At 71.1% G+C, this 16952-nt stretch carries 14 protein-coding genes; 7 read left to right on the top strand and 7 right to left on the bottom strand.

The window, feature by feature from the left end; all coding sequences use genetic code 11:
* Positions 1 to 151: 151 nt before the first annotated feature.
* The gene (locus tag ACFXBC_RS15225; protein ID WP_385023624.1) at positions 152 to 2293 is read left to right on the top strand and encodes a prolyl oligopeptidase family serine peptidase; all 2142 of its coding nucleotides are present in this window, start codon (positions 152 to 154) and stop codon (positions 2291 to 2293) included.
* Here ACFXBC_RS15225 and ACFXBC_RS15230 read toward each other — a convergent pair whose 3' ends face one another.
* Positions 2294 to 2968 carry a cysteine hydrolase gene (locus tag ACFXBC_RS15230; RefSeq protein ID WP_385023626.1) on the bottom strand — a complete coding sequence of 225 codons (675 nt, stop codon included), beginning with the start codon at positions 2966 to 2968 and terminating at the stop codon, positions 2294 to 2296.
* A 139-nt stretch (positions 2969 to 3107) separates the two neighbouring features.
* Between ACFXBC_RS15230 and ACFXBC_RS15235 the strand changes: the two genes are divergently transcribed.
* A complete protein-coding gene (locus ACFXBC_RS15235) occupies positions 3108 to 3569 on the top strand; it encodes a pyridoxamine 5'-phosphate oxidase family protein (protein WP_385023628.1) in 462 nt (153 codons plus the stop codon).
* 162 nt (positions 3570 to 3731) lie between these two features.
* Here the strand turns inward: ACFXBC_RS15235 and ACFXBC_RS15240 are convergent, their stop codons facing one another.
* Positions 3732 to 4649: a LysR substrate-binding domain-containing protein gene (locus tag ACFXBC_RS15240; RefSeq protein WP_385023630.1), complete on the bottom strand. Its 918-nt coding sequence runs from the start codon at positions 4647 to 4649 to the stop codon at positions 3732 to 3734.
* Positions 4650 to 4723: 74 nt separating this feature from the next.
* On the opposite strand from ACFXBC_RS15240, the gene ACFXBC_RS15245 reads away from it, so the two are divergent.
* Positions 4724 to 5767 (top strand): DMT family transporter, encoded by a 1044-nt coding sequence (locus ACFXBC_RS15245; RefSeq protein WP_385023632.1) that lies wholly within the window; start codon positions 4724 to 4726, stop codon positions 5765 to 5767.
* 163 nt (positions 5768 to 5930) lie between these two features.
* On the opposite strand, the gene ACFXBC_RS15250 is transcribed toward ACFXBC_RS15245, so the two are convergent.
* The 3 genes from ACFXBC_RS15250 to ACFXBC_RS15260 form a co-directional block, all read right to left on the bottom strand.
* Positions 5931 to 6728, bottom strand: a complete 798-nt coding sequence (locus ACFXBC_RS15250) for an ABC transporter permease (protein ID WP_385023724.1) — start codon at positions 6726 to 6728, stop codon at positions 5931 to 5933.
* A 92-nt stretch (positions 6729 to 6820) separates the two neighbouring features.
* Entirely contained in the window at positions 6821 to 7792 is a 972-nt protein-coding gene (locus ACFXBC_RS15255) for an ABC transporter ATP-binding protein (protein WP_385023726.1), read from the bottom strand.
* Positions 7793 to 7892: 100 nt separating this feature from the next.
* Positions 7893 to 9152 (bottom strand): NYN domain-containing protein, encoded by a 1260-nt coding sequence (locus tag ACFXBC_RS15260; protein WP_385023634.1) that lies wholly within the window; start codon positions 9150 to 9152, stop codon positions 7893 to 7895.
* 285 nt (positions 9153 to 9437) lie between these two features.
* Here ACFXBC_RS15260 and ACFXBC_RS15265 point away from each other — a divergent pair, with 285 nt between their 5' ends.
* Complete coding sequence (locus ACFXBC_RS15265) at positions 9438 to 9623, top strand: hypothetical protein (RefSeq protein WP_385023636.1); 186 nt, start codon at positions 9438 to 9440, stop codon at positions 9621 to 9623.
* 91 nt (positions 9624 to 9714) lie between these two features.
* Here ACFXBC_RS15265 and dnaE read toward each other — a convergent pair whose 3' ends face one another.
* On the bottom strand, positions 9715 to 13251 hold the full coding sequence (gene dnaE, locus ACFXBC_RS15270; protein ID WP_385023638.1) for a DNA polymerase III subunit alpha: 3537 nt from the start codon (positions 13249 to 13251) through the stop codon (positions 9715 to 9717).
* Between the two features lie 147 nt (positions 13252 to 13398).
* Here dnaE and ACFXBC_RS15275 point away from each other — a divergent pair, with 147 nt between their 5' ends.
* The 3 genes from ACFXBC_RS15275 (at position 13399) to ACFXBC_RS15285 (ending at position 16330) form a co-directional block, all read left to right on the top strand.
* Positions 13399 to 14724 carry a DUF2252 domain-containing protein gene (locus tag ACFXBC_RS15275; protein ID WP_385023640.1) on the top strand — a complete coding sequence of 442 codons (1326 nt, stop codon included), beginning with the start codon at positions 13399 to 13401 and terminating at the stop codon, positions 14722 to 14724.
* Positions 14725 to 14786: 62 nt separating this feature from the next.
* Entirely contained in the window at positions 14787 to 15470 is a 684-nt protein-coding gene (locus ACFXBC_RS15280) for a hypothetical protein (protein ID WP_385023642.1), read from the top strand.
* A gap of 50 nt (positions 15471 to 15520) precedes the next feature.
* Positions 15521 to 16330 (top strand): thioredoxin domain-containing protein, encoded by an 810-nt coding sequence (locus ACFXBC_RS15285; RefSeq protein WP_385023644.1) that lies wholly within the window; start codon positions 15521 to 15523, stop codon positions 16328 to 16330.
* A gap of 44 nt (positions 16331 to 16374) precedes the next feature.
* Here ACFXBC_RS15285 and ACFXBC_RS15290 read toward each other — a convergent pair whose 3' ends face one another.
* The gene (locus ACFXBC_RS15290) at positions 16375 to 16944 is read right to left on the bottom strand and encodes a dienelactone hydrolase family protein (protein WP_385023646.1); all 570 of its coding nucleotides are present in this window, start codon (positions 16942 to 16944) and stop codon (positions 16375 to 16377) included.
* Between the last annotated feature and the right edge of the window lie 8 nt (positions 16945 to 16952).

Consider the following 16952-nt stretch of genomic DNA (forward strand, 5'->3'; position numbering starts at 1 on the left):
CGATCCCCGTCCGCCCCCCCCCCCCGCCACCGACTGTGCGGGTAGGGTGGGCTGGGGGCGTTTAGCCGCCGAAGCCGCGGCCGCGCCGGGGAGCGAGGACGACGATCTTTTTCGTTCCCCGACCGGTCACGCCCACGGAAGGCTTGGAGCCTTGGACATCAACGGATTCCCGCGCCAGTTCGCCAGGACCCGCCGCTTCACTCTCGGTACCCCCCGGCAGTTCACCGTCTCCCCCGACGGCGAGCGGGTGCTGTTCCTCCGGTCCGCGACCGGCACCGACCCCCGCGTCCTGCTCTGGATGCACGAGCACGGACAGGAGCGTCTCCTCGCCGGCCACCGGTCACCGTCGGCGGGCGTGACCGCCTACGCGGCCGACCGGGACGCCCGGCTCGTCGCCTACGCCGTGGACGGCCGGCTCTGGACCGTCCGCGCGGAGTCCGCCCCTGACGACCGCGCAACCCGCGCCCCGGACGGCCCGCGACACGGCGCGGCCGGCGCCCCGCAACACAGCCCCACCACCGGCATCCCGCGCCACATCCGCACCCCCGGTCCCGTGACCGACCCCCGGCCCTCGCCGGACGGCACCCTGATCGCGTACGTCACCGGGGGCGCCCTCCATGTCGTACGGACGGACGGGACCGGTGACCGGCTGCTCGCCGCGCCCGAGGGCCCCGATGTCACCTACGGTCTCGCCGACTACTGCGCCAACGCCTCCATCGGCAGGTCGCGCGGGTACTGGTGGTCCCCGGACAGCGACGCGCTGCTCGTCGCCCGGGTCGACACCTCGATGGTGCGGCGCCGCTGGATCGCCGACGCCGCCGACCCGGAGCAGCCCCCCGTCGCCATCCGCTACCCCGCGGCCGGTACGCCCAACGCCGAGACCTCGCTCTACGTGATCACGGCCGGGGGCGACCGTACCCCCCTCGCACTCCCCCGCTCCGCGCCCGGAGGACAGACACCCCCCGGTGTCTGGGACGCCCCCGCCTTCGAGTACCTGGTCTCGGCGTCCTGGGAGAACACCGGCCCCGTCGCCGTCCTCCAGACCCGTGACCAGCGCACGGTGTGGGTGGTCGCGGCCGACCCGGCGGGCGGCCCGTACGAGGTGGTCTCGCGGACGTCCGACGACAGGTGGGTGGCCTTCCGGCCCGGCACACCGCTCCACACCCCGGCGGGCGTCCGGGTACTGCCCGCGGTCCGTGGCGATGTACGCGGGATCCGGATCGGGGACGTCCGCAGCCCGGACGGCCTGTATGTGCGCGAGGTGCTGGGGTCGGTGGGCGAACGGGTCTTCTTCACCGCGAGCGAGGAGCCGACGGAGGTCCATGTCTGGTCGTACGAGCGAGGGCCCGGGTTCGCCAGACTGACCCAGGGACCAGGGGTGCACACAGCCGCGGCGGGCGGCCCCACGCTGGTCGTCGACAGCAGGACGGACGACGGTCAGTCGGTGACGGTGCGCCGGGCCGGACGCCCGGACGGACGGATCGCGGTACTCACCGAGAAGCCGCTGGTCACCCCGGCGCACATCCATCTCACCCTCGGCGCACGCGAGTTGCGCACCCGGCTGCATCTGCCCTCCTGGTACGAGCCCGGACAGGAACGGCTGCCGATTCTGCTCAGCCCGTACGCCGGACCCGGTATGCAGGTGGTGACCAGAGGGCGGGCCTGGTACACGGCCGTCTGCCAGTGGTACGCCGAGCACGGCTTCGCCGTACTGGCCACGGACGGACGCGGCACCCCCGGCCGCGGCATCGCCTGGGAGCACGCCATCGACGGCGACCGGCTGGGGCCCGTGCTCGACGACCAGATCGACGCCCTGCACGCGGCAGCGGAGCGGTACGACGCCCTGGACCTCGGACGCGTGGCGATCCGCGGCTGGTCGTACAGCGGCTATCTCGCCGCGGGGGCCGTGCTGCACCGCCCCGATGTGTTCCATGCGGCGGTCGCGGGCGCCGCACCCGCCGACCGTCGGCTCTACGACACCTACTGGGAGGAGCGCTTCCTCGGCCACCCGGACATCCTGCCCGAGGGGTACGAACGGTCCTCGCTGCTCCCCCACGCGCACCGGCTCGCCCGGCCACTGCTGCTGGTGCACGGACTGGCCGACGACAACGTCGCGCCCGCGCATACGCTGCGCCTGTCGGCCGCACTGCTCGCCGCCGGACGCCCGCACAGCGTGCTGCCACTGTGCGGCACGGGACACCTCGTACACAGCGAGGGCGTGGCGGACCGGCTGCTGCTCCTCGAACTCGACTTCCTCAAGGGGGCGTTGGAGCAGCGCGCGGTGGGGAGCTGATCACCCGCCCACCGGGTCGCCCGCCGGGTCGCCCGCCGGGCCCCCGGACGCCTTCCAGCTCGCGAGTACGTCGTCGGCCGTGGTGACGGTCGCGACGAGCGCCAGGGTGTTGCGGATCATCGCGGGGGTGTAGTCGGCGGGCACCCCCGCGATGGCGTCCGCCGGGACCACCACCGTGTATCCGAGGTTGACGGCGTCGAAGACCGCGTTGGGGATCGCGACATTGGCCGAGACACCGGTGACGACCAGCGTGCGGCAGCCCAGGTTGCGCAGCAGCGCGTCGACGTCCGTACCCGCGAGGGGGGAGAGGCCGTGCAGCCTCCGTACCACCAGGTCCTCGTCCGCCACCTCGATCGGCGCGGCCACCGTGACCGCCTTCGAGCCCGTGTGCTGCTGTACGGGCAGTCGGCCGGCCGCCCGGAAGAGCCGGGCGTTGTGGCTGGCGCCCCGCCCGTCGGGGCGCCGTTCCGCCACCGCGTGCACCACCTGCACCCCTGCTTCATGGGCGCGGGTGACCAGTTGGGCGACGCGCCCCAGGGCACCCGACGAGCGGGCTTCGGCGGCCAGTTCGGGCAGGGCGCCGTCCGCGCCGACCACCCCCTCCTGGCACTCCACGGTGAGCAGGACCGCCGTGGCGGGATCGAGCTGCTGCGCAAGCTGTTCGGACGACACCATCGGCCCTCACCTCTCGGGGAACCGGGTCCTGCGGACAGGACCGGGGCGCGCGAGGCTAACGCCCATTGCGTCATGAGGGAAGAGACTCCATGATTTCTGACACATAGTCAGGAACAGCCGTGACGGCGGGAGAAGCCCCATGACCGACACCCAGCGCCGAGGCCGCAGGATCATGATGACGGAGCCGGAGCGCGACACCTTCCTCAGCGGGCAGCGCACCTGCCGGGTGGCGACGGTATCGGCGGACGGCCGTCCGCACGTCGGCGCCCTCTGGTTCCTCTGGGACGGCACGTCGCTCTGGCTCTACTCACTGACCCGCAGCCGCCGCTGGTCCCAGCTGACCGGGGACCCGCGGCTGGCCGTGGTGGTCGACGACGGCGAGGAGTACGGCGAGCTGCGCGGCGTGGAGCTCTCGGGCAACGCGGTCATGGTCGGGGAGGCACCCCGCACGGGAGAACCCTGCCCCGAACTCGACGCCCCCGAGAAGCTGTTCGCGCGCAAGAACTTCGGGATGGACCTCATGCCGTACGACGGCCGCCACGCCTGGCTGCGGCTGACCCCGGACTCCATCGTCTCCTGGGACTTCCGCAAACTCGGCTGACCGTCGGGCCCCATCGCCTCCCGGGTCCTCCGCCGACCCGGGAGGCGATGGAGTCCGACGCCGGGCCGTCCGGCCCCTCAACCCTCACTCGGACCGGCCCCTCCCTCAGACCGGGCCCTCCCACAGATCGGCCCCCTCCCCCCCCCCGGACCGGACGGCCCCTCAGACCGGGCCCGCGCCGTCGAGCACCGCACCGGCCGCGTGCAGCGCGTCGACCGCCGCCCGGATGGAGGGCCGCCGGTCGGCGTCGGCGCGCCAGATCGCGTACACATGGCGTCGCAGCGCTTCCCGTACGGTGACGACCCGCACACCGTCGGGGACCGGCCCCCGGCCAAGCCGTGGCGCGACCCCGACCCCGAGCCCTGCGGCGATCAGCGCCATCTGGGTGGGGTGTTCGCCCGCGACATGCGAGATACGCGGCTCGAACCCCTTGCCCCCGAGCGTGAACATCAGCCACTCACGGCAGAACTCGCCCTCCGGCCAGGTGATCCACTCGTCCTGGGCGAACGCCTCCAGCCCGACATCGGCGGCCCCGGCCAGCGGATGGTCCGCGGACACCGCGATGTCCGCGATGTCGTCGAAGAGGGCGCGCTTGGCCATCCCCTCGGGCATCGCCGTGGGCTTGTTGTACCAGTCGAGCACCACGGCCACATCGAGGTCACCGCGGAGCACCCCCCGTACCCCGTCCTCGCCCTCCAGCTCCTGGGAGCAGACCGCCAGTTGGGGGTGGGCCTCGCGAAGCCCCGCGAGGACTCCGGGGAGCAGACCGCGGGCCGCGGTGGGGAAGGCGGAGATCCGCAGCTCGCCGACCACCCGGCCGCGCTGCGCCTCCAGATCGGACTGGGCCAGCTCCACCTGGGAGAGGATCCGGGCCGCGTGGTCGGCGAGGAGCCGCCCGGCGTCCGTGAGCCGGACGCCCCGGCCGTTCTTGGCGAGCAGCGGCTGCCCGGCCTCCCGCTCCAGCTTGGCCAGCTGCTGGGAGACGGCCGATGTGGTCACATGCAGCCCGTCGGCCGCCCCGCTCACCGAACCGTGCCGGGCCACCGCGTCGAGGATGCGCAGACGCTCCAGATTCAACATGTAAGCGATTCTAAGGCAACCACTCCACGTAATCTCGCTTGTGCTACGAGATGAGCCCGTCCACAGTGGCACGTATGAGCACCGCGACTCCCGCCAGGACCGTGTCAGCACCGGTCATCGCACCGCCGCCCACCGCCCGCCGCCCCGCTGTCGACTGGCGCATCCGCTTCGTCCTGCTCTCGCTCATCTGGGGTTTCAGCTTTCTGCTGATCAAGGTGGGCACCGGAGGGTACGCCCCGTTCCAGGTCACCTTCGGCCGCCTCTTCTTCGGGACCGCCGTACTGGCCGCGGCCATCGCCTTCCGGCGGGAGCGGCTGCCGCGCGGGGCACGGACCTGGGCCCATCTCTCGGTCGCCGCACTGCTGTTGAACGCGGCGCCGTTCTCCCTCTTCGCCTACGCCGAGCAGACCATCCCTTCGACGCTCGCCGGGATCTGCAACGCCACCTCACCGCTGTGGGGCATGGCGCTCTCCCTGGTCGCGCTCTCCGAGGACCGCCCCACCCGTCGCAGAGTCGCCGGTCTGGGGCTCGGGTTCCTGGGGGTCCTGACCGTGCTGGGCGTCTGGCAGGGGTTCTCGGGGCTGGACCTCACCGGCACCGCGATGGCCCTGCTGGCCTCCCTGTGCTACCCGGTCGGCTGGATCTACGTACGGCGGACCCTGGCGGGCACCGGCGGCTCGCATCTCGCGATCACCGGTTCGCAACTGCTGGTGGCGACGGTCGAACTGGCCCTGGTCACACCGCTGTTCACCCAGCTGCCCACCTCCTTTCCGGTGGCCCCACTGCTCGCCGTCGCGGCACTCGGCGCACTCGGCACCGGGGTCGCCCTGCTGCTGCAGTACGGCCTTGTGGCCGAGGTCGGCCCGACCACGGCCCAGATGGTCACGTACTTCATCCCGGTGATCGCCACCGCGGCGGGCGTGGCGCTGCTGGGCGAGACGATCGGCTGGAACACCCCGGTCGGCGCGGTGATCGTCCTGGCCGGCGCCGCCCTCACCCAGAGCAGACCGCGGCGCCGCCGGCGAGATGGCACGCCCGAGACCGCGGGGACCGGCCCGACAGCGGGGGCGAGCGCGGCGACGGCAGCAGTCGGCGGCAGCGGCAGCCGTCAGTCGTAGCGCCTGCCGGGCGCGGGGCCCCCCCCCCCCCCGCGGGGCGCCCCCCGCCCCGGGGGTGGCTCCCGAAGGACCCTTCTGCCACGGGTCGTCGTTCGGCGGCTGGTGCGGAGGTGTCAGTGGCGCGGTCACTCTGCCATCGTGCCAGGCGGCCCTGTGCGCCGCCTCACCGGACCGCCGCCCGCCGGTAGGCCCACGTCGCCACGGCCAGCGAGACGACCCCGACGGCCGCGCAGACCGCGAGGTCGGCCCCGACCGCCGGCCAGTCGGGGTGGTCCCCGAAGGTACGGGCCAGCGCCTCCACACCGTAGGTGGAGGGCAGCAGGTCACGGGCGTACGCGATCGGCTCCGGCAGCCGGGCGGCCGGCAGCACGCCGAGGAGCAGCGCGGCGGACATCCCCAGCTGCCCGAGCAGGGTGGCCAGTTCCTGGCGCGGTGCGAGCAGTCCCAGGGCCGCGCCGAGCCCGGCGAGCGCCGCTCCCGCGAGGGGGACGACGGCGGCGAGCACCCACAGATGTGCCAGCGGCAGCTGGAAGAGAACGGAACCCGCGACGGCCGTGACGACCGTGCCGGGCACGGTGAAGGAGGCGTACGCCCCCGCGGTCCCCAGCACCACGGACGCGGGCGGCACCGGCAGGGTGGCGTAGTGGTCGAGTCCGCCGCTGGCGCGCAGCTGCCCGAAGTACTGCGCGAGCAGGTTGAGCGCGACGAACGCCACGACCAGGACGGCCGAGCCCGCCACCACGGCGCGGGCCTCGTCGCCGCCGTCGACCACCCCGCGCATCAGGATCATGATCCCGACCGACTGGAAGGTCGCCACGAAGAGCAGCGGGATGCGCGCCACCCGGGCCCGGGACAGCTGCGCCCGGTAGACCGCGCCGAGCGCGGGCAGCAGCCGGGCGCGCGGTGCGAGCGGTGCGGCCTCGGTGACCGCTCCGGCGTCGGCCGCGCCGGGGTCGGGCAGGCTCCCCGGGGCCCCCGCGCCTTCGGGAACGCCCGGCCCGCCGCGTGCCGGGACCCCCGGGTACGGCTGCGACTCTGCGGAGACCGCTGCGGTCACGCCTTCACCAGCCCCTTCGTACGGCCGCCCAGCGCCATGTACACGTCCTCCAGGCTCGGTGTGGACAGCGTGAAGTCGTCGAGAGCGGTGAAGGCGGGGCCGCCGGTCACCGCGGCGACGGCGGCCCGCGCCGCGTCGGGCGCGAGCCGCAGCACCCAGCGGCGCCCCGACTCCTGCGCGGACTCGCGCAGTACGGCGACCTCCGGGATATCGAGCGGCGCCCGCTCCCGCCAGACCAGTTCGACCCGGACCTCGCCGGCGACCTGGGCCTTCAGCCCGGCCGGGGTGTCGCAGGCGATCACCCGGCCGCGTTCGATGACGGCGACCCGGTCCAGCACGGTCTCGGCCTCGATGACGTTGTGGGTGACCAGCAGCACGGTCACTCCGCGCTCCGCCCGCCGCCGGTCGACCGCGGCCCACACGGCGCGCCGTGCGACCGGGTCCATCCCGGTGGTGGGCTCGTCCAGGACGAGCAGTGAGCGGTCCCCGACGAGTGCCGCGGCGAAACAGGCGAGTCTGCGCTGGCCGCCGGAGAGCTTGCGCAGCGGCCGCCCGGCGAGTTCGGTGATGCCCAGCTCATCGAGGACGGCGTCCCGCTCCCGGCGGGCGTCCGGCACGGAGAGTCCGCGGAGCCGGCCGGTGGTCTCGGCGGCCAGCGCGACGGTCAGTTCGTCGAGCGCGGTGGACTCCTGGCCGAGATAGCCGAGCAGCCGCGCGGCGCGTTCGGGATGGCGTACGAGGTCGTGTCCGAGCACCTCGACCCGGCCGGAGTCGGGCCGCATCAGCCCGGTGAGCTGGCGTACGAGGGTGGACTTGCCCGCGCCGTTCGGGCCGAGCAGTCCGAAGATCTCGCCGCGGCGCACGGTCAGGGAGATGCCGTCGGTGGCCCGCACCTCGGGCGTGCCGGGAGCCCCCCGTCTGCCGCGCGCGGCCGGGTACGTCTTCACCAGCTCGCGCACCACGCACACATTGCCCGTACTCACGAGGGACGAGCCTACGGGGTTGGGCGGCCCGCAGGGGCGCCGGGGCCGTGCGGGGCCGCTCGGGCGGTGGCCTGCGGCGGGCGCGTCAGCGTCCGGCCTGCTCCCCCTCGGGCGCGTGCTCCGTGGCCCGTACGTCGATCTCCCGCCAGAACCCGGCCCTGATCGCGTACCGGTCGTGCTCGTCGATCTGGTCGTCCTTATGGGCGAGCAGCCCGAACCTGGCCGCGTACCGCAGCAGCTCGCCGTCGATCCGGTGCGGGATCCGGGGATACATCGCGGACAGTTTCTGCACCTGGCCCGGGTCCGGAAGCCGCTCCATCCACCGCCTGGCGAAGACCTGCCCCACCTCGAAGGGGTCACCGCCGACCGTGGTGATGTCCTCCTCGCGGTCGGCCCACCGCTGCTCGGCGGTGGTGACCTGGGCGAGTGTCGGCAGGGAGGCGATCTCCGGGGGCTCACCGGCCTGGCCCGGGCGCTCGATCCAGCCACGCTCCGACGACCAGCGCAGCGTCGCGTTCGCCGGCTGCTGGGCGGGCTGCGCCGCGGGTCCGCGCAGTCCGGCAAGGTCCTTGGGGGTGGGGACACCGGCCTTGGCCGCCGCGTGTGCCCGCTCCTCGTCGGTCGGCCGCCGGGTGTCCTCACGGCCGGGGGGCGCGACGCTGTGCACGGCCGCGGCCTGCGCCGCCCGCTCGGCCGACGCGGCGAGCGCCGACTCGGGCAGCGGGGCGGAGAGGATCGCGGCGATCTCCGGCCGGGGCACGGGCGCCGGAGCGCAAACCCCGCCGGTCTCCTTGGCCCGTACGGCCTTGGTGATCCAGCTCCGGTCCAGCACCCGGCGTTCGTCGGCCTCGGCGACCAGGTCCTCGGACTGGTTGTAGTCCCCGTCGGCGGCCTGGACCGCCCAGAGGTGCACGGCCACGCCGTGCTCCTTCGCCGACATCAGACCGGGCAGCAGATCTCCGTCACCGGTGACCAGCACAATGTCCGAGCAGGCGCGATTTCTGGCCAGTTCGGTCAGCTCCGCGTGCATCGCGGCGTCGACGCCCTTCTGCGCCCAGCGGCCGTCGCTGCGGGTCAGCGCGCCCAGCCGGACGGTCACCCGGGGCATCACCCGCAGTCTGCGGTGTTCGGGCTGCGGTACCCGGTCGGGGGCACCGTCGAACCAGTAGATCCGCAGCAGCGGCTGCGCGGTGTCGTCCTCGGCGCGCTCGCGCAGGCCCTGGATGAGTGCCCCGTGGTCGACCGTGATGCGCGAGCGGGCGGGTTCTCCCGCGAGGAGACTCGCGGCGGCCCCCAGCAGGTATCCGGCGTCCACCAGAACGACGCAGCGGTCCACGCGATCCACCCTCTTTCGGGTACCTCGGGAGAAGGGGAAGTGCTTCGGGTTTCCTTCGAGTCTGCCCGACCGCGCGAGGGTTAACGGCCGGAACTCGATCATCGGCGTGGCGCAGCGCCAAGTTGGTCCGAAGTCGCCCGGGACAAGCCCTCATTACGCACGGTAATGATCCAAAATGCGGCAGTCTGTGCGATATGTGAATCTGGTCGCGACCCTGGCCCTGGGGCCTGCCGTCAGAGTGCAGTTGCTGCCCGAAGGGCGGCAGGCCCCGGTCCCCCTCAAGGAGGCATCACCATGGCCAAGCACAAGAACCGTCCCAAGCACGACAGTCAGCAGGACCGCTCGTCCTCCGCCGAAGGCGGCGGCCAGGACGGCCGGTCCGGCTCCTTCGATTCACAGAACCAGTCCCAGCCGCAGTCGATGCCGGGCAACCCGTCGGATGTCGCGCGCAAGCACCAGAAGCGCTTCGGGCACAACTGATCTTCGCTGTAATGATGTTCGAGGGGCGCGCCGTGCACAGCGCGCCCCTCAGCCGGTCTCCCGGACCGGCTCCCCCGGCAGGCCGCTCCGCTCAGCCGGCCAGACAAGCCGGGCCGAGCAGCACCTTCAGATCACCGAAGAGCGCCGGGTCGGGCTGCACCCGGTGCCGGTCGAGGCGGAGCACCGTGGTCTTGCGGGAGCCCTGGAGCTTGATCCGTACCTCGGAGTTGCCCCGGTGGTGGGAGAGGATCTCACCGAGCCTGCTGACCATCGGCGGGGTGACCTTCACGGTCGGGATGGTGATCGTCACCGGGGCGTTGGTCCCCGCCGACGACAGGTCGGGGACCTGCATCTCCATCGCGACCAGCCGCGGGACGTCCTCGCGCTTATCGAGACGGCCCTTGACGAACACCACGGTGTCCTCGACCAGCTGGGTCGAGACCAGCTGGTAGGTGGCCGGGAAGAACATGCACTCGATGGTGCCCGCCAGGTCCTCGACGGTCGCGATGGCCCAGGCGTTGCCCTGCTTGGTCATCTTGCGCTGGAGGCCGGAGATGATGCCGCCGATGGTCACCACGGCGCCGTCCGCGTGCTCCCCGCCGGTCAGCGCGGCGATGGCGGCGTCGCTCTTGTCCGAGAGCACGTGCTCCAGGCCGAAGAGCGGGTGGTCGGAGACGTAGAGACCGAGCATCTCCCGTTCCTGCGCGAGCAGATACGACTTCTCCCACTCGATGTCGGAGAACTCCACATCGAGTCCGAAGCCGGGCTCGGAGCTGTCCTCCTCTCCGCCGCCGAAGAGGTCGAACTGCCCCTCGGCCTCCTTGCGCTTGACCGCCACCACGTTGTCGATCATGGGCTCGAAGTGCGCGGTGAGGCCCTTGCGGGTGTGCCCCATCTCGTCGAAGGCGCCCGCCTTGATGAGCGATTCGGTGGTGCGCTTGTTGCAGGCCACGGCCTCGACCTTGTCGAGGTAGTCGGGGAAGGAGCTGTACTTCCCCTTGGCCTTGCGGGAGCGGATGATCGACTCCACCACGTTCGTCCCGACGTTGCGGACCGCGGAGAGGCCGAAGAGGATCACGTCGTCGCCCTGGGCGGCGAAGTTGGACTCGGACTCGTTCACATTGGGCGGCAGCACCTTGATGCCCATACGGCGGCACTCGTTGAGGTAGATCGCCGACTTGTCCTTGTCGTCGCGCACCGAGGTGAGCAGCGCCGCCATGTACTCGGCCGGGTAGTTGGCCTTGAGATACGCGGTCCAGTAGGTGACCAGGCCGTACGCGGAGGAGTGCGCCTTGTTGAACGCGTACCCGGCGAAGGGCACCAGGACGTCCCAGAGCGCCTTGATCGCCGCGTCCGAGAAGCCCTCCTTCTTGGCCCCGGCCTCGAAGAGCACGAAGTTCTTCGCGAGCTCGTCGGCCTTCTTCTTGCCCATCACGCGGCGCAGGATGTCGGCCTCGCCGAGCGAGTACCCGGCGACGATCTGGGCGGCCTTCTGCACCTGCTCCTGGTACACGATCAGGCCGTAGGTGAGGCCGAGGACCTCCTTGAGCGGCTCCTCCAGCTCCGGGTGGATCGGGGTGATCTCCTGGCGGTGGTTCTTGCGCTCCGCGTAGTTGATGTGCGAGTTCATACCCATCGGGCCCGGCCGGTACAGGGCCGAGACGGCGGAAATGTCCTCGAAGTTGTCGGGCTGCATCTGGCGCAGCAGGGAGCGCATCGGGCCGCCGTCGAACTGGAAGACCCCGAGCGTGTCACCGCGGCAGAGCAGTTCGAAGGTCTTGGGATCGTCGAGCGGGAGGGAGAGCATCTCCAGGTCGATGCCCTTGTTGGCCCTCACCATCTTGACGGCGTCGTCCATGATCGTCAGGTTGCGCAGGCCCAGGAAGTCCATCTTCAGCAGGCCGAGCGACTCGCACTGCGGGTAGTCCCACTGCGTGATCGTGACGTTGTCCGTGTGCCGGACCCAGACCGGGGCGTGGTCGACGATGGGCTCACTGGACATGATCACGCCGGCCGCGTGCACACCCATCTGCCGGACCAGCCCCTCGACACCGGTGGCGGTGTCGATGACCTTCTTGACGTCCGGTTCGTTCTCGTACATCCCCCGGATCTCGCCCGCCTCGCTGTAGCGCGGGTGCTTGGGGTCGGTGATGCCGCTGAGGTCGATGCCCTTGCCGAGGACGTCGGCGGGCATCGCCTTGGTGAGGCGGTCGCCCATCGCGTACGGATAGCCGAGCACCCGCGCTGAGTCCTTGATCGCGTTCTTGGCCTTGATCTTTCCGTAGGTACCGATCATGGCGACCTTGTCGGCGCCGTACTTCTCGGTCACGTACCGGATCACCTCGACGCGCCTGCGTTCGTCGAAGTCGATGTCGACATCGGGCATGGAGACGCGCTCGGGGTTGAGGAACCGCTCGAAGATCAGCCCGTGCGTGATCGGGTCGAGGTCGGTGATGCCCATGGCGTACGAGACGATCGAACCGGCCGCCGAGCCCCGGCCGGGGCCGACCGCGATGCCGTTGTTCTTGGCCCACATGATGAAGTCGGCGACGACGAGGAAGTACCCCGGGAACCCCATCTGGATGATGATGTCCATCTCGTACTCCGCCTGCTTCTGGCGGTCCTCGGGGACACCTCCCGGATACCGGCGCTCCATGCCGGTTCTGACCTCTTCCTGGAACCAGGTGATCTCGGTGTAGCCCTCCGGGATGTCGAACTTGGGCATCAGGTCGCGCTTCTCGAACATCCCTGAGGTGTCGATCTGCTCCGCGACCAGGAAGGTGTTGGCGCACCCCTGCTGCCAGGCGTCCGACGAGTCGATGGCGTACATCTCGTCGGTCGTCTTGAGGTAGTAGCCGGTGCCGTCGAAGCGGAAGCGGTCCGGGTCCGAGAGGTTCTTGCCGGTCTGGATGCAGAGCAGGGCGTCGTGCGCGCTCGCCTCGTGCGCGTAGGTGTAGTGCGAGTCGTTGGTCACCAGCGGCGGGATGCCGAGCTTCTGGCCGATCTCCAGCAGACCCTCGCGGACCCGGCGCTCGATCTCGATGCCGTGGTCCATCAGCTCCAGGAAGTACCGGCCCTCACCGAAGATGTCCTTGTAGTCCGATGCGGCCTGCATCGCCTCGTCGAACTGCCCGAGCCGCAGCCGGGTCTGCACCTCGCCGGACGGGCAACCGGTGGAGGCGATCAGGCCGTCGGACCACTGGGAGATCGTCTCCTTGTCCATACGCGGCCACTTCTGCAGCCAGCCCTCGGCGTACGCGTCCGACGACAGCTTGAAGAGGTTGTGCAGGCCGGTGCTGTTCGCCGCCCAGATCGTCTTATGGGTATAACCACCCGAACCGGACACATCGTCCCGCTTCTGATGCGGCTGGCCCCATTTGACCTTGCGCTTGTTCCGCCGGGACTCCGGGGCGACGTACGCCTCGATGCCGATGATCGGCGTCACGCCCGCCTTCTGCGCGGAGTGGAAGAAGTCGTACGCCCCGTGCAGGTTGCCGTGGTCGGACATGGCGATGTGCGACATGCCCATCTCGTTGCAGGCGTTGAACATGTCCTTGAGCCGCGCGGCACCGTCCAGCATGGAGTACTGCGTGTGGACGTGAAGGTGCGTGAAAGGCGGCTTGGTCACGGGGGTGCCTCCTGCGGGACGAGTGGGGCGAACAGCGTTGGAGTCTACGTCGGCCCACCGACAGCCGTGGGGCACTCCCCGGTGGCTCCGTGCGTTGAGCCCGTTGGAACAGCTGTCCCCTATGTCACGCCCCTGGAGGCACACGCGATGTCGGTCCCGCAGTCCAGCTCCGAGGAGCGCGGCGAGGAGATCCTCGCCGTTTTCGGCACCGCATTCGGCGAGCTGCTGGCCGCCGATCCGGCCGCCTTCCGGGTCAAGTTCCGGAAGATGGCCGCCTCGGCCTTCGCCTTCTACCGGGGCGCGGCCTGCCTCTTCTACCAGGATCTGGGCGAGAGCGCGCAGGGCGGACCGTATCTGGACGAGCGGACCGGCCGGGTCTGGATCCACGGCGACCTGCACGCGGAGAACTTCGGCACCTACATGGACGCCAACGGCCGGCTGGTCTTCAACGTGAACGACTTCGACGAGGCCTATGTCGGCCCGTTCACCTGGGACGTCCAGCGCTTCGCGGCCTCGCTGGCGCTGCTCGGCCACGCGAAGGCGCTCAGCGACGACCAGATCACCGGCCTGGTGGAGACCTACGCCGCCGCCTACCGCGAGCGGATCCGGGTGCTGGCCTCGGGCGCCAGGGACGACGACGTGCCGCCGTTCACGCTGGACACCGCGGACGGCCCGCTGCTCGGCGCGCTGCGCGCGGCCAGGGCGCGCACCCGATTCGCCCTCCTCGACTCGATGACCGAGATCCGGGACCACGAGCGCCGCTTCACGTCCGACAGCAGCGCGGTGGAGCTCGACGCCGCGTCCCGGTACAAGATCCTCGCGGCCTTCGACGGCTATCTGGAGACGCTCCCGGAGGAGAGCTTGGGCCGCCCCGACTCGTACCGGGTGAAGGACGTGGTGGGGCGCAGGGGCATCGGGATCGGCTCGGCCGGGCTGCCCTCGTACAACATTCTCCTGGAGGGGCACAGCGACGCCCTGGAGAACGACGTGATCATCTATATGAAGCAGGGGCAGACCCCGGCGGTCGCCCGGCACATCACCGACCCCTCGGTCCGCGGTTACTTCCGGCACGAGGGCCACCGCACGGTGATCTCGCAGCGCGCCCTGCAGGCGCACGCCGACCCGTGGCTCGGCTGGACCGAGCTGGACGGGGCGGGCCAGCTGGTGGCGGAGGTCTCGCCGTACGCGGTGGATCTCGACTGGTCGGATCTGGACGACCCCGAGGAGATCGCGGCGGTCGTCGCCGACCTCGGGCGGGCCACGGCCACCATGCACGCGGCGGCGGACGACGAGAGCGGCCACTCGCTGGTGCCGTTCTCGACGGAGCGCGCCATCGACGCGGCCATCGCTGCCGACGAGGACGGCTTCGCCAAGATGCTGGTGGACTTCGCGCACTCCTACGGGGTGCAGACCCGCCGTGACCACGCGGTATTCGTGGAATTGTTCCGCAATGGCCGCATCCCCGGTCTTTAGACCGAGGAGACTCATGGACCTTTAAGGGACCCTTACCCGCGCCCATGACACACTCGGGGCCGATGGACATATCAGGGACGCAGCTCAGAGCGGTTCGCGCGGCGCTTTTCACAGCGCTGGTCGTGACCCTCTCCGCTGCGTCCCATGTGCTCCTCTCGCGGGTCCCGCTGCCGCCGGTCACCGTGGCGGCGCTCGCCGCCGCCGTCTTCGGCGTGGCCTTCGCGCTGGCGGGGCGCGAGCGGGGGTTCGGGGCGATCGCGGGTGTCCTCATCCCGCTCGAACTCGCCGCCGACACCGTCTTCACCACCGGCCAGCACGTCTGTTACGGCCCTTCGGGCGGCCCGGTCGCAGGCGCGCTGCGCTCGGTCGGCGTGGACGTGCTCTGCGGCGGCCAGGTCGGCACCCCGCTGACCTCCGTGACCGGCCCCGGCAAGGACGCGGTCGCGCTGCTCGACTCCCCCGCCCCGGCGCTGCCCTGGCTGCTGCTCGGCGCACATGTCGCGGTCGGGCTGCTGGCCGCGCTCTGGCTGCGGCGCGGGGAGAGCGCGCTGGCCTCGGTGGCCCGGTCGGTCGGCGCCCTGGCATTCCGGCCGCTGCGCGTCGCAGTCGCCGTCATCGCGGCCGCGGGCGCCTCCGTACGGCCCGGTGCGCGCCCCGTGCACCGCCCGCGCACCTCGCGCGCCCTGCTCCTCGCGCACTCCGTGGGACTGCGCGGACCTCCGTACCCGGCTCCCCTTCCGAGCTGAGTACGCAGTTCCGTCCTGCCCCCACCACGTCCTAAACGGAGAGCCCCACCATGAGTGCACGCAACAACCAGGCCAACAAGGCAGCGGCCCGCGAGCGGCTGCGCGCCGAGCGCGAGCGCCAGGCGAAGAAGGACAAGACCCGCCGGCAGGTCTTCGTCGCCGGATCGGTCGTCGTCGTCCTCGCGATAGCCGCCGGCGTCGGCTACGGCGTCATGCAGCTGAACAAGCCCTCCCACTGGGAGGCCGCGAAGAGCGACAAGGTCGTCGCGCCGAAGAACACCACGGGCACCGACGGCACCACGGTCACCGTCGGCAAGGCGTCCGCCAAGAAGACGCTGCAGATGTACGAGGACCCGCGCTGCCCGATCTGCGCGACCTTCGACCAGACGGTCGGCCCGACGGTCCAGAAGGACCTCGACGCGGGCAAGTTCAAGATCCAGTACATCGGTGCGACGTTCATCGACAACAACGGCGGCGAGGGCTCGAAGAACGGTCTGAGCGCCCTGGGCGCCGCGCTCAATGTGAGCCCCACCGCCTTCGAGCAGTACAAGACCGCGATGTACTCCACGAAGTGGCACCCCGACGAGACCACGGACACGTTCAAGGACGACTCGTACCTCATCAAGATCGCGCAGACGGTGCCCGAGCTGAAGGACAACAAGGCCTTCCAGAAAGCCGTCAACGAGGGCACCTACGACGCGTGGGCGATGAAGATGTCCCAGAAGTTCGACAAGAGCGGGGTCACGGGCACGCCCACCCTCAAGATGGACGGCAAGAAGCTGACCACCCCGGGCAGTGACAACGCGCCCATGTCCGTCGCCGACTTCAACACCGCCCTGGACAAGGCCCTCAAGGGCTGACCCCGGCGGGAAGCCACTCCAGGCCGGCCCCGGCGCGCGCGGCTCTACAGCGTTTCGAGGAAGCCGAGCGCGACCCGCCAGGTCCGCTCGGCCGCCTCGGCGTCGTAGTCGGGCAGCCCGGGGTCGGTGTAGAGGTGGCCCGCGCCCGCGTAGCGGTGCACCTCCACGTCGGCCCCGATCCGCTGCATCCGCAGGTACCAGGCGTTCAGCCAGTCGTGCGGCTCGAACGGGTCGGGGTCGGCGACGTGCAGCTGTACGGGCAGCTCGTCCACGGAGGCGTCGTCGGCGATGTCCGATGTACCGTGCAGGAGCAGCAGCCCGCGTGCCTTCTCGTCGGCGATGGCCAGGTTCTGCGCGAGGGAACCGCCGAGCGAGAACCCGGCGTAGACCAGACCCTCGTCCGAGTGGGGAGCTGCGGCCGTCACGGCGCGCTTGAGCAGCTCTTCGGAGCCCAGCTCCTCCTTGAGGGCCATGCCCTCCTCGACGGTCTCGAAAGTCATACCGTCGAAAAGATCGGGCACCAGCACCTGATGACCGGCTGCACGCAGCCGGTCGCCCGCCGCGTGGACGGCGGGCCGCAAACCGTAGGTCGAATGGAAAAGGATGATGTTCACGTGGCCAT

Origin of the sequence: Streptomyces sp. NPDC059398 (assembly GCF_042751845.1) — a bacterium.
Classification (GTDB): domain Bacteria; phylum Actinomycetota; class Actinomycetes; order Streptomycetales; family Streptomycetaceae; genus Streptomyces.